Annotated in this window: 14 protein-coding genes; 9 read left to right on the top strand and 5 right to left on the bottom strand. The window is 66.8% G+C overall.

The annotated features are described in order from the left end of the window. Window positions 1–15: 15 nt before the first annotated feature. The 7 genes from rapZ (at window position 16) to AC07UW_RS02080 (ending at window position 6,465) form a co-directional block, all read left to right on the top strand. Window positions 16–900: an RNase adapter RapZ gene (rapZ, locus tag AC07UW_RS02110; RefSeq protein ID WP_223494414.1), complete on the top strand. Its 885-nt coding sequence runs from the start codon at window positions 16–18 to the stop codon at window positions 898–900. Between the two features lie 411 nt (window positions 901–1,311). Then, a complete protein-coding gene (locus AC07UW_RS02105; protein ID WP_025874023.1) occupies window positions 1,312–1,704 on the top strand; it encodes a PTS sugar transporter subunit IIA in 393 nt (130 codons plus the stop codon). After that, window positions 1,697–1,966, top strand: coding sequence for an HPr family phosphocarrier protein (locus AC07UW_RS02100; RefSeq protein ID WP_025874024.1), 270 nt, complete (start codon window positions 1,697–1,699; stop codon window positions 1,964–1,966). Before AC07UW_RS02105 ends, AC07UW_RS02100 begins: the two co-directional genes overlap by 8 nt. A gap of 2 nt (window positions 1,967–1,968) precedes the next feature. Next, the gene (gene ptsP, locus AC07UW_RS02095; RefSeq protein WP_495211305.1) at window positions 1,969–3,738 is read left to right on the top strand and encodes a phosphoenolpyruvate--protein phosphotransferase; all 1,770 of its coding nucleotides are present in this window, start codon (window positions 1,969–1,971) and stop codon (window positions 3,736–3,738) included. A gap of 219 nt (window positions 3,739–3,957) precedes the next feature. Next, complete coding sequence (mgtE, locus tag AC07UW_RS02090; protein ID WP_025874026.1) at window positions 3,958–5,319, top strand: magnesium transporter; 1,362 nt, start codon at window positions 3,958–3,960, stop codon at window positions 5,317–5,319. Window positions 5,320–5,330: 11 nt separating this feature from the next. Beyond that, a complete protein-coding gene (locus AC07UW_RS02085; RefSeq protein ID WP_025874027.1) occupies window positions 5,331–5,597 on the top strand; it encodes a hypothetical protein in 267 nt (88 codons plus the stop codon). A gap of 70 nt (window positions 5,598–5,667) precedes the next feature. After that, window positions 5,668–6,465 carry a carboxylesterase family protein gene (locus AC07UW_RS02080; RefSeq protein WP_495211304.1) on the top strand — a complete coding sequence of 266 codons (798 nt, stop codon included), beginning with the start codon at window positions 5,668–5,670 and terminating at the stop codon, window positions 6,463–6,465. A 54-nt stretch (window positions 6,466–6,519) separates the two neighbouring features. Here the strand turns inward: AC07UW_RS02080 and AC07UW_RS02075 are convergent, their stop codons facing one another. The 4 genes from AC07UW_RS02075 to AC07UW_RS02060 all read right to left on the bottom strand — a co-directional run bounded on the left by AC07UW_RS02075 (window position 6,520) and on the right by AC07UW_RS02060 (window position 9,240). Then, window positions 6,520–7,011 carry an REP-associated tyrosine transposase gene (locus AC07UW_RS02075; RefSeq protein WP_495211303.1) on the bottom strand — a complete coding sequence of 164 codons (492 nt, stop codon included), beginning with the start codon at window positions 7,009–7,011 and terminating at the stop codon, window positions 6,520–6,522. A gap of 235 nt (window positions 7,012–7,246) precedes the next feature. Then, on the bottom strand, window positions 7,247–8,197 hold the full coding sequence (locus tag AC07UW_RS02070) for an aspartate carbamoyltransferase catalytic subunit (RefSeq protein ID WP_080149501.1): 951 nt from the start codon (window positions 8,195–8,197) through the stop codon (window positions 7,247–7,249). 16 nt (window positions 8,198–8,213) lie between these two features. Beyond that, window positions 8,214–8,681: a Holliday junction resolvase RuvX gene (ruvX, locus tag AC07UW_RS02065; RefSeq protein ID WP_099819256.1), complete on the bottom strand. Its 468-nt coding sequence runs from the start codon at window positions 8,679–8,681 to the stop codon at window positions 8,214–8,216. After that, complete coding sequence (locus AC07UW_RS02060; RefSeq protein ID WP_025874032.1) at window positions 8,674–9,240, bottom strand: YqgE/AlgH family protein; 567 nt, start codon at window positions 9,238–9,240, stop codon at window positions 8,674–8,676. The genes ruvX and AC07UW_RS02060 overlap by 8 nt, the downstream gene beginning before the upstream one ends. A gap of 81 nt (window positions 9,241–9,321) precedes the next feature. Between AC07UW_RS02060 and AC07UW_RS02055 the strand changes: the two genes are divergently transcribed. Together AC07UW_RS02055 and AC07UW_RS02050 are read left to right on the top strand one after the other, a co-directional pair. Beyond that, window positions 9,322–11,133 carry a DUF4153 domain-containing protein gene (locus AC07UW_RS02055; RefSeq protein WP_223494411.1) on the top strand — a complete coding sequence of 604 codons (1,812 nt, stop codon included), beginning with the start codon at window positions 9,322–9,324 and terminating at the stop codon, window positions 11,131–11,133. Next, on the top strand, window positions 11,130–11,675 hold the full coding sequence (locus tag AC07UW_RS02050) for a DNA-3-methyladenine glycosylase I (protein ID WP_223494410.1): 546 nt from the start codon (window positions 11,130–11,132) through the stop codon (window positions 11,673–11,675). The genes AC07UW_RS02055 and AC07UW_RS02050 overlap by 4 nt, the downstream gene beginning before the upstream one ends. Window positions 11,676–11,749: 74 nt before the next feature. On the opposite strand, the gene AC07UW_RS02045 is transcribed toward AC07UW_RS02050, so the two are convergent. Next, window positions 11,750–12,457: a YitT family protein gene (locus AC07UW_RS02045; RefSeq protein WP_025874035.1), complete on the bottom strand. Its 708-nt coding sequence runs from the start codon at window positions 12,455–12,457 to the stop codon at window positions 11,750–11,752. Between the last annotated feature and the right edge of the window lie 20 nt (window positions 12,458–12,477).

Below are 12,477 nucleotides of genomic sequence, written 5' to 3'. Positions count from 1 at the left end.
TCGAAGAGCCCGTCCATGAGCACCGTCATTCCCACCGCCCCGACCCTGATCATCGTCAGTGGCCTGTCCGGCTCGGGTAAATCCGTCGCCCTGAAGACCTTCGAGGACCAGGACTACTACTGTTCGGACAACCTGCCGATCCAGCTGCTGCCGGATTTCGTGCGCAATGTGCTGAGTCACCATGACGGCGCGGCATCGCGCCGGTTGGCGGTGGGCATCGATGTGCGCGGGCAGAGCGACCTGACCCAGTTGTCCAGCTGGCGGCAGCTGGCCACCGATGCCGGCGTCGACGCCAAGGTGCTGTTTTTCGAGGCCAGCGATGAAACGGTGCTCAAGCGCTACGCCGACACCCGCCGCCGGCACCCGCTGAGCCAGCTGGGCCTGTCGCTGCCGGAAGCGATCGCCCGTGAGCGCGAGCTGATCGCGCCGCTGCGCCGCGAAGCCGATGCCGTGATCGATACCAGTGCGTTGAACGTGCATCAGCTGCGGCGCCGCATCATCACCGAATTCGCGATGGGCCATGCCAGCCGCCTGTCGCTGCTGTTCGAATCGTTCGCCTACAAGCGTGGCGTGCCGGCCGAGGCCGATTTCGTGTTCGACGCGCGCGTGCTGCCCAACCCGCATTGGGATCCGGAACTGCGTGCGTTGAGCGGCCGCGAACCCGGCGTGCGCGACTACCTGGAAGCACAGCCGGATGTGCAGCGCTACCTGTCGCAGTTGATGGATTTCCTGGATACCTGGCTGCCCAAGCTGGGTGACGGCACCCGCAGCTATGTGACGGTGGCCTTCGGCTGCACCGGCGGCAAGCACCGCTCGGTGTTCCTGGCCGAACGCCTGGCTCGCCATGCGCGTGAGATGGGCTGGGAAGACGTGGCGACGTACCACCGCGAGCAGGATTGAGGGGGGTCGGCCGGGCTGCGCCCGGCACCCGCAGAAACCACGGCAACGTCCACGGCGAGAGCCGGATTACGTGGGATGGCGGGGTGGGTCCGGTTGCGGGGGACGCCGTAAACCCATCCATGGGGGCTTGGCCGCGGCATCCATGCCGCGGACACCCCCGCAACCGGACCCACCCCGCCTTCGACAGATGGCGGCGCATCGTCGTTTGGCTGTTGGTGGGTGTCGACCTTGGTCGACACAGTAGATCCACGCCATGCGTGGATGAATCTCTGTCAGGCATCGAAAAAACGGATGGGGTCGGATCGCTTTTTCAACGAAAAAGGGCTCTGACCCGAACAACGCTGAATACGGGACACAGTGCCCCTCTCCTGCTGCTATCGCCAATTCACCTTGACCTGTTAACGTGCAGTAATGACCTGTGGCATTCTCCTCGTAACACATCCTGGGGTCGGGATCGCCCTGCTCGACGTGGCGACCCGGCTTCTGCGGCAGTTGCCGCTGAAGACCGAAGCTTTCGAAGTACCGTTCGACGCAGACCTGGATGCTCTGCTCCCGCTCGCCTCGGCCGCTCTGCGGCGGGTCGATGGGGGTGATGGCGTGCTGATCCTGACCGACCTGTACGGCGCCAGCCCTGCCAACCTTGCCGGGCAGCTGGCCCGGTTGGGGACCCCGGTTCGCCGGGTGTCGGCGCTGAGTCTGCCGATGTTGCTGCGGGTGATGAATTATCCGGAACAGGGACTGGATCAACTGCCCGCCACTGCGGCGGCGGGCACCCGTAATGGAGCGATAGTCGACGATGCTTGAACGAGAACTCACTGTGAGCAACCGCCTGGGCCTGCATGCCCGGGCCACCGCCAAGCTGGTGCAGACCCTGGCGCCGTTCCGCTGCAACGTGACCATGGCCGCCAAGGGCCGTGAGATCAACGCCAAGAGCATCATGGGCGTGATGCTGCTGGCGGCCGGGCAAGGCACGCCGGTCACCATCCGCATCAACGGCGAAGACGAAGTCGCCGCGATGGATGCGGTGGTCGACCTGTTCGAGCGTCGCTTCGACGAGGACAACTGAGCGTGCCGCGCGCGCGCGCCGGCCAAGCCCCCACCGGCCAACGGCCGGTACAGCTGCTGGCTGGACACGGCGCCGCCCGAGGTACTGCGATGGGCCGCGCCCGCGTGCGCCTGCCGCATGCACTGGAAGTAGCCGAACAGCGCGTCGCCCCCTCCCAGGTTGAATCCGAGCTGGCACGCCTGCACCGCGCGGTAGACGCGGCGCGCACGGAAATGCACGAGCTGCGCCAGCGCCTGCATGGCGCGCTGAACCAGGAAGTGGGCGAGTTCCTCGACCTGCACGCACTGCTGCTGGACGATCCCGAACTGCTGTTCGGCCTGGACGAACTGATCCGCAGTGGTCCCTACAGTGCCGGCTACGCGCTGCGCCTGCAGCGCGACCGCCTGGCCAAAGTCTTCGACGGCATGGACGATGCCTACCTGAAGAGCCGCATGGACGACCTCGACCATGTGATCGGGCGCATCCACGCGTTCCTGCAGCCGGAACGGCCCGCAGCGGTGAAGGGCCTGGCCGGCGAAATCCTGGTCTGCGACAACATCGCCCCTTCCGAGCTGGCCCAGCTGCAATCGCACGGTGTGGTCGGCATCGTCACCAGCGCTGGCAGCGCGCTTTCGCACAGTGCGATCCTTGCCCGCAGCCTGCACCTGCCGTTGATCGTCAGCGTGCCGCAGCTGCTGAACAAGGTGCTCGACGGCGACGTGCTGATCATCGATGGCGCCGACGGCAGCATCACAGTGAACCCGCAGGCCGATAACCTGCGTGATTACCGGGCGCGCCTGAAGGAGCACGCACGCGAGCAGCGCGAGCTCGGCCGCCTGCGCAGCAAGCCCAGCCGTACCCGCGACCAGGTCGACATCGCACTGCTGGCCAACGCCGAATCGCTGGAAGATGTGACCCAGGCGCATGCGCTGGGCGCCCACGGCCTGGGCCTGTACCGCACCGAATTCCTGTTCCTGCAGCGCAACGAGTTGCCGGACGAAGAAGAACAGTTCCAGACCTACCGCGATGCGGCGCTGGGCATGAGCGGCCGGCCGGTGACCATCCGCACGTTGGACCTGGGTGCAGACAAGGCTGACCGCACCGGCCTGACCCTGAGCAACGAAGAAAACCCGGCGCTGGGCCTGCGCGGCGTGCGCCTATCGCTGGCGCGGCCCAAGGTGGCCGACACCCAGATGCGCGCGATCCTGCGCGCCTCGGCCTACGGCAAGCTGCGCGTGCTGGTGCCCATGGTCAGCACCCGCGACGAACTGCTGGCGGTGCGCCGGCGCATGCTGAAACTGGGCGAGCAACTGCGCGCCGAGGGCCACATGGTGGCCGAGCACGTGCCACTGGGCGCGATGATCGAAGTACCCGCCGCCGCGCTGGCGCTGGAGAGCTTCATCGATCTGGTCGACTTCCTGTCGATCGGCACCAACGATCTGGTGCAGTACCTGCTGGCCGCTGACCGCAACAACGAAGCACTGGGCGAACTGTATTCGCCGCTGCATCCGGCCGTGCTGCGCCTGCTGCAGATGGTGATCGAGACCGGCGCACGCCATCGCGTTCCGGTAGCGGTATGCGGCGAAATCGCCGGCGACGCACGGATGACCCCGCTGCTGCTGGCACTGGGCCTGACCGAGTTCAGCCTGCACCCGGGCACCCTGCTGGAAGTACGCCGTGCTGTCCGTGATGCCGATCTGGGAGCCTTGCGCGCCCGCGCACCGAAGCTGCTGGGCATGCGTGACCGCCGCGGCATCGAGCGCTGGCTGGCGCTGGTGGCGGACGCGTCCTGATTCCCGACGGTAGTGCCGGCCGCTGGGCGGCAACCTCATGGACCTTCGGTAGGCATGTTGCAGTTGCCGGCCAGCGGCCGGCACTACCAACGCCCGGCATAGCCGCCATGCCCGGCGGCTATGCGCTGAAACATCCCCTTGCGATAATGACGCGCTGAACACCCCTGTTGCCGCATCCTTGCCAGGATCGCGGCTTTTCTTATCCCCGCGGGAGCTGCGATGGCTGAGGCTGTACGCCACGACAAGACTGCGCGCCAGTTGCGGATGCTGTCCGATGCACTGGACAGCGGTCGGCTGGGCCCGGTACGCCGTCTGGTCAATACCCTGGCGCCGGCCGAGATCGGCAACCTGCTCGAATCGCTGCCGCCGGGCAAGCGCGAGATCGTCTGGGGCCTGGTCGATCCGGAAGATGACGGCGAGGTGCTGGTCCACGTCGGCGACGACGTGCGCGAAAGCCTGCTCGCGGACATGGACCCGGACGAGATCATCGCCGCGGTCGAAGACCTCGACATCGACGATCTGGCCGACCTGGTCGAAGACCTTCCGGACACGGTCATCGACGAAGTCCTCAAGTCGATGGACCGCGAGAACCGCGAGCGCCTGGAGCAGGTGCTGTCCTACCCCGAGGACAGCGCCGGCCGCCTGATGAACCCGGACGTGGTGACGGTACGCGCCGACGTCAACGTCGATGTGGTGCTGCGCTACCTGCGGCTGCGCGGCGAACTGCCCGACCACACCGATCACCTGTTCGTGGTCAGCCGCCGTCACCAGTATCTGGGCCGCGTGTCGCTGGCCTCGCTGGTGACCCACGAAGACACCACCCCGATCAACCGCCTGATCGACGATGAGCAGCCTGCCATCGATGTCGGCGAAAGCGACCAGGAAGTGGCGCGGCAGTTCTCCGACCATGACTGGATCTCCGCGCCGGTGGTGGATGACAACAACATCCTGATCGGCCGCATCACCATCGATGACGTGGTCGACATCATCCGTGGCCAGGCCGAGCACCAGGCGCTGGGCGCCGCCGGCCTGGACGAGGACGAGGATCTGTTCAGCCCGGTCTGGCGCGCGATGCGCCGCCGCTTGATGTGGCTGTCGGTGAATCTGTGCACGGCCTTCCTGGCCTCCAGCGTGGTCGGCCACTTCGAGGGCACCATCGACAAGCTGGTCGCCCTGGCGGTGTTGATGCCGATCGTCGCTGGCCTCGGCGGCAATGCCGGCACCCAGGTACTGGCGCTGATGGTGCGCGGCCTGGCACTGGGCCAGGTCGGCAGTTCCAACGCACGCACGCTGCTGTGGAAGGAAGTGCGGGTGGCCCTGCTCAATGGCGTGGTGCTCGGTTCGGTGCTGGGCCTGATCGTGCTCGCCTGGTTCCACTCGCCCGGACTCTCGGCCGTGATCGCCATCGCGCTGACCTGCAACCTGTTGTTCGCGGCGCTTGCCGGCGTGCTGGTGCCCCTGGGCCTGAAGCGCTTCGGCTTCGATCCGGCGCTGGCCAGCGGCATCTTCCTGACAGCGGTGACCGACTCGATGGGCTTCTTTACTTTCCTCGGCCTGGCCACCATGGTCCTGCTGCACTGACTGGAACTGCCATGGCAACGACGATCGAAAACTACTTTGCGCCGGGTTGGCGCGACCAGCTTCACACCTGTGCCGCCTGCGAGTGGAAAGGCAGTTCGCGGGCAATGGTGATGGAACTGGACGAGGACGCCACCGAGTATGTGTGCCCGGTGTGCGAGAACCCGTTGCTGGTGGTGCTGCACCCGGACATGGCGCAGGTGCAGGCCGCGGCCGCAGGCGGCAATGCCGAAGCACAGGAGCAGCTGGAGATCATCGCCAGCTTCCCGCGCCCGCAGTGATGCGGCGCACGATGCCGGGCCGGCCGCAGCGCACTACCATCGAGGCGACATCGCCCTCATGGGAACCGCCATGCTTCGATCGCTTCTGCGCTGGCTGCCGCTGCTGGCCCTGCTGATGTTGACCGGGTGTGCCAGTACGCCGCCCGGTGCCCGCGGCCACTTCGAGGCACGTGCGGTGAAGGTGGACGGCGACACCGCCTACTACCAGGTGTTCATACCGGCCGCTGCCGCGCGCGCGGCTGGTCCGCTGCCGGTGGTGCTGTTCCTGCACGGCTCCGGCGAGCGCGGCGGCGATGGCGTGAAGCAGACCCACGCAGGCCTGGGCCCGTACCTGCGTCGGCACGCGGCCGACTTCCCCGCGCTGGCGGTGTTTCCGCAGGTTCCCGGCGACGAGGAATGGAGCGGCCGCAACAACCGGGTGGCGATTGCGGCACTGGACGCCACGATCGCCGAATTCGGCGCTGACCCGGCAAGGCAGTACCTGACCGGAATGTCGATGGGCGGCTATGGCAGCTGGAACATCGCGCTGGACGATCCGAAGCGCTTTGCCGCGATCGTGCCGGTCTGCGGTGCGGTGCTGGCACCACGTGCGGTACGCCCCACCCTGTTCGTTGAGCAGGTGGCAAACGAAGTGGATCCCTATGCGGTGATCGCGCAACGGTTGCAGCACACCCCGATCTGGATCTTCCATGGCGCGCTGGATGATGTGGTGCCGCCGGATGACGACCGCCGGCTGCATGCCGCATTCCAGACCGCAGGCGCGCGTGACGTGCGCTATACAGAGTACGCGGAAGGCAACCACAATGCCTGGGATGCCACCTACGCCGACGCAGCGATGTGGGCGTGGCTGTTCGCCCAGAAGCGCTGAGCCACGGCCCCTGCTGGAAAACGTATGTCGGTGGGTGCCGACCGTTGGTCGGCACTATCTCTCCAATCCAATGTGTTCAATTGCCTGGAACCTCCCTTCGATCTCCCATCGACACCACGCATGGGGATATTCACCAAGCTGTGCGGTCAGCCCTGCCCTGATCGGATTCCCCAACACGTACATCGCATGCCGGTACAGTGATTCATCGGAGCGGATCGCGTGATCGTGATAGCTCGATTGCCAGAATCGCCCTGATCGGCCGAACATGCGGTTGATCCGCAATGCACTGCTCGATTTGAAGCGTTGCATGATGTAATCCAGCGAGAACGCGCGGAGCTCCACAAGCCAATGGATGTGGTCCGGCATGACCACATAGGCAAGTGAGTGTGTCAGGCCTTCAGTATCAATGCGGCGGACCACGTCCATCACCACCTGCGCGGCAGTGGCATCGTCGAAGTAGCGTCGACGCCCCTGAGTGACGGTGGTCAGGATGTAGGATTGCCCGATCCGGGAATGGCGGCCAAGGCATAGACGTGCACGGTTCATGGGCACAAGCGTGTGCCTACCGGCAGTGCCCTTCTATCGGGCAACTACTCCGATGCAGGTAGGCCTGTAGCCAATCAATGGTTGCGCCCAGCGCTTCACGGGACTGATTGCTCTGTGCCGACCAACGGTCGGCACCTACCGAGGCAGTTCGAGGTGATTCCCCTATGTGCCGACCAACGGTCGGCACCCACCAAGGCAGTTCAAGGTGATTCCCCACCCAACCGGGTCGGGGGTATCAACCCAGCAGGGTTTCCAGCACGGCCATGCGTACGGCAACGCCGTTGGCGACCTGGCGCAGCACCCACGACTGCGGGCCGTCGGCCACTTCGTCGGTCACTTCCACGCCGCGGTTGATCGGGCCCGGGTGCAGCACGGCTGCGTCCTTGCCGGCGCGGGCCAGGCGTGTGGTGTTCAGGCCGTACTGTGCGTGGTACTGCTCCAGCGACGGCACCAGGCCTTCTTCCATGCGCTCGCGCTGCAGGCGCAACATCATCAGCGCGTCGACGCCTTCCAGCATCGCGTCGAAATCATCACCGACCACGCAGCCCTTGAGGGTGTCGTCGTCGGGCAGCAGCGACTGCGGGCCGCATACGCGGATCTCGCCCACGCCCAGCGTGCGCAGGGCATGCAGGTCGGTGCGGGCAACGCGTGAGTGCTTGACGTCACCGACGATCACCACCTTCATCTTCGAGAAGTCCGGGCCCTTGGCCTGGCGCAGGGTCAGCATGTCCAGCAGGCCCTGGGTCGGGTGCGAGCTGCGGCCGTCGCCGGCATTGACCAGCGCGGTGCCCTCGCCCGCCACGGCAGCCAGCGCCGCCACGGCGCCGTCATCGGGGTGGCGCACCACGAAACCGCGCACGCCCATCGCTTCCAGGTTCTTCAGCGTGTCGCAGGCGGTTTCGCCCTTGCGCGTGGACGAGGTGGAGGCGTCGAAGTTCAGCACGTCCGCACCCAGCCGCTGCGCCGCCAGATGGAACGAGCTGCGGGTACGGGTGGAAGGTTCGAAGAACAACGTGCACACCGCCGATCCGCCCAGCACGTGGCGCTTGTTGCCGACACGGCCGACTGCGGCATCGCGGATCTGGCCAGCGCGGTCGAGCAGTTGCACCAGGGTGTCGCGGGGAAGACCTTCAAGCGTCAACAGGTGGCGCAGGCGGCCGGAGTCATCGAGTTGCTGGGCGGTCATGGCGGGGTTCGTATCGTCAGGAAATGGGAATGGCGTCGTCCGGCGACGACAACCAGCGGTCGATGATCACCGCCGCAGCCACGGCATCGAGCGCAGCCGCGTCGCGGCGACGCTTGCGCCCTTCGGCGCGCTCGACGGCGAAGCGGCGGGCGGCCTCGACCGAGCTGGAACGCTCGTCGATCATCACCACCGGCAGCTTGAAACGTTCCCGCAGCTGGCGGGCAAAGCCCTGCGCGCGCTTGCGGTTGGGCTGGTCCTGGCCGTCCAGGGTCAGCGGATCGCCGACCACCAGGCCATCGGGCTTCCATTCCTTGAGCAGGCGTTCGATCGCCGCCCAGTCGGGGCCATTGCCGTGCACATCGACCACGGCCACCGCGCGTGCATGCGCGGCGAAGGCACTGCCGATCGCCACGCCGATCCGGCGCGAGCCGACATCGAAACCGAGTACGGTGCCATCGCGACGGATGAGGGCCGGCTCAGACATGGCCGCTGTAATCGGTCAGCCGGAACAGATCGACGCCAATGCGCGACGCCGCGCCCTGCCAGCGCTGTTCCAGCGGCAGCTGGAACACCAGTTCGGCATCGGCCGGCACGGTCAGCCAGCTGTTTTCGGACAGTTCGCTTTCCAGCTGGCCGGCACTCCAGCCCGCGCAGCCCAGGGTGACCACGGCATTGGCGGGGCCTTCGCCACGCGCCATCGCCTCGAGGATGTCACGCGAGGTGGTCAGGTACAGGCCGTCACCGACGACGAGGCTGGAATCCCACGCGCGCGCGTCGTCATGGATGACGAAGCCACGCTCGGGATGCACCGGTCCGCCATTGAGCACCGGACGCGCCTGCAGGACGCCATCGCCGGTAGCGATATCCATCTGCGCAAGCACTTCGCCCAGGGTGTACTCGGACGGTTGGTTGACCAGCACCCCCATTGCCCCGTTCTCGTCGTGCTGGCAGATCAGCGCGACGGTGCGGGCGAAGGTGGCGTCGATCAGCGACGGCAGCGCCACGAGCAGGTGATTGGCGAGGGAAGTCGGCGTTACTGGCATGGGCGCCATTCTAACCGCTGCGACCGGATGCGGGCGCGAAGGGATGGGCTAGGATGGCGCTCTTGCAAGGAGGACGACCCGATGCAGCAGGATGCAACGCTGTCATGGCCCACCCGCAGCATGATCGTGTTGATCGCGCTGCTGCAGGGGCTGATGCTTTTCGCGGCCCAGGAACTGGCGGATCAATGGCCGTTCCGGGACATCGGCTGGCGCTACTGCTGGTATGCCTGGGTATTGACCGTGCCCACCGCAGTGGCCTTGACGCTGGTCGATCTGAAGGCCTGGCGCCTGTGGCTGCACGCCGGGTTGGCCTCGTTGCTGGTCCTCGCGCTGGCCGCCTGGACCGCCTGGAACCTGAGCGGAGAAACCGCGCTGTATGCGGCCGTGCTGCAGGTTCCGCTCTCGATCTGCCTGGCCGTTGCCACGTTCATTGCCCTGCCGTGGTGGCAGTTCCGCCTGCATGCCGGACATTGGCGGGCCGACTATGGCGCGTTGTTCGAACGCGCCTGGCAGAACGGGCTGACCCTGGTGCTGGCGGCGGTGTTCACCGGCTTGACCTGGCTGCTGCTATGGCTGTGGGCGGCGCTGTTCCGGATGGTCAAGGTCGACTTTTTCCACGTCCTGTTCGGCAGCGATGCCTTCATCGCCTTGGCCACCGGCATGCTGGCAGGCTTCGGCGTGCTGATCGGGCGCACCCAGCATCGCGCGATGCAGATCACCCGCCAGGTGCTCTTCGCGATCTGCCGCGGCCTGCTGCCATTGCTGTCGTTCATCGCGGTGCTGTTCGTGCTGTCGCTGCCGTTCACCGGGCTGGCGCCGCTGTGGGCCACGCGTTCGGCCGCCAGCCTGCTGCTGGTGCTGGCGGTGCTGCTGATCAGCCTGGCCAACGCGGTCTACCAGCACGACGACGGCACCCCGCCCTACCCGGCATGGCTGCGCCGGCTGGTCGAGGCCAGCCTGCTGGCACTGCCGATCTACGCCGGCCTGGCGCTGTATGCGATGTCCCTGCGGGTCAGCCAGTACGGCTGGACCCTCTCGCGCTTCTGGGGCGCGGCGATCGCGGTGCTGATTGCCGGCTATGCCATCGGCTACGCCTTCGCCGCACTGCGCCGGCACGGGCGTTGGCTGCATCGGCTTGAGCCGGTCAACCGCTGGATGTGCTGGGCCGTGCTGGCAACAGCACTCCTGGCCATCTCACCGGTGATCGACCCGGTGCGCATCACCCTGGCCAGCCAGATGAAGCGCCTGCGCGCCGATCCGGCGTTGATGACCGCGGACGCCGCAAATCAGCTGCGTTTCGAGCTGGGCCGTCGAGGTGTGCAGGCGCTGCGCACGCTGCAGAAAGCACCGTCATTGGCGGCCGACACGCGCGCCTCCAGCATCATCACGCAGGCACTGGCCCGGCAGAAACGCGAGTCACGCTGGGATAACGACATCGACGGTGGCGTGCGCGACCTGGCCGGCCTGAAGGCACGGATCGTGCTGGCCAAGGGCACCGCCTCGCCAGCCGATGACTGGTGGCAGGCGATACTGGACCGCCGCTTGAACGCGGGCGATTGCCTGGACGACGACAAGACCGGCGACAACCGCTGCGTCACCCTGCGTCGCGATCTGGACGGCGATGGAGAAGACGACGTGCTGCTGTGCATGACCAGTCTGTACAGCGGTCCGCGCTGCCAGCTGCACGTGCGTGAACCGGCTGGCTGGAGAAAGGAGGGTGATGTTTCCTTCCAGGACGTTGACCAGCGCACGTCGGACGGGGCCCCGCAGGCCCTGCGCGACGGCCGTCTGACCGTACAGCCACCGCGCTGGCCCACGCTGCTGCTTGACGGCGCGGCGGGCCAGCTGGAGATTGACCGCAGCAAAGACCGCGCGGAGGCGGCCACACCATGAGCGGATACTGCCGCATCGCCCCGGGCCATCCGGTGCACGAGTACTACCACGCCAATGAATATGGTTTCCCGCAGCGCGATGAGCGCGAGCTGTTCGAGCGCCTGCTGCTGGAGATCAATCAGGCTGGTCTGAGCTGGGAAACCATCCTGAAGAAGCGCGAGGGCTTCCGCGCGGCCTATGACGCTTTCGACGTTGATCGCGTGGCGGCCTACGCCGAGCAGGACATCGAGCGCCTGCTGGCGGACCCGGGCATCATCCGCAACCGCTTGAAGGTGCTGGCGGCGATCCACAACGCGCAGGTGATCCAGCAGCTGCGCCAGAGCCACGGCAGCTTCGCCGCCTGGCTGGACGCACACCATCCGCGCAGCAAGGACGAGTGGGTGAAGCTGTTCAAGAAGACGTTCCGCTTCACCGGTGGCGAGATCACCGGCGAGTTCCTGATGAGCCTGGGCTACCTGCCGGGCGCGCACGCCGAGGACTGCCCGGTGCATGCAACGCTGCTGAAGCTGGCACCGCCGTGGGTACAGGCAGCGCGCGGCTGATGCGCATCCGCCGGGCATGGCCCGGCGCTACCGGGGCGGGTGGCGCCTGGGCGGGCGATCGGCCGAATGCGGAATCAGACGCCCATGTAGCGGCCCGGGCGGTGGTTGAACATCAGCACCAGGCTGAGCACCACCGCACCGATGGCCGAGTACATCACCTTCGACGGCGACAGCACGAAGAACGCGGCCACCATCAGGCACGCATCGAAGGACATCTGCACCTTGCCGGCGCTCCAGCCGCGGGTGCGCTGCAGGTACACCGCCAGGATGCCGATGCCGCCGAGGCTGGCGCGGTGGCGGATGAAGAACAGGATGCCCAGCCCGGACAGCGCGCCACCGACCAGCGCCGAGTACAGCGGCGCGATATGCGAAAAGTCCGCCCAGCGCGGCAGGATGTCGGTGAGCAGGCCGCAGGCAGTGACCGCTGCGAACGTCTTCAGGGTGAATTCCCAGCCCATGCGGCGCACGGCCACCCAGTAGAACGGCAGGTTGACCAGCACGAACACCAGGCCGAAGTTCCAGCCCATCGAATAGTGCAGCAGGAAGGCCATGCCGGCCATGCCGCCGATCATCAGCCCGCCCTTGGCGAAGATCGCCAGGCCCAGTGAAGCCACGAGCATGGCCAGCACCATGCCCTGCACGTCCTCGGCGACCGAGTGGCGCAGCGCCTTTTCATCGGCGGGGGTGCCGGCAACATCGGGCGGCGGGGTCAGCGGGCCAGCGGTGACCAGGTGGCCGTCAGCGTCGTCGCACGGCGCCGGGCCATGGGATTGGAGGGACATACAGGTGGGGGCACTACGGG

The organism is Stenotrophomonas sp. GW821-FHT02D01 (genome assembly GCF_059421765.1).
The sequence above is the reverse complement of the archived record's forward strand: the minus strand, read 5'-3'. Positions and strand labels throughout refer to the sequence as shown.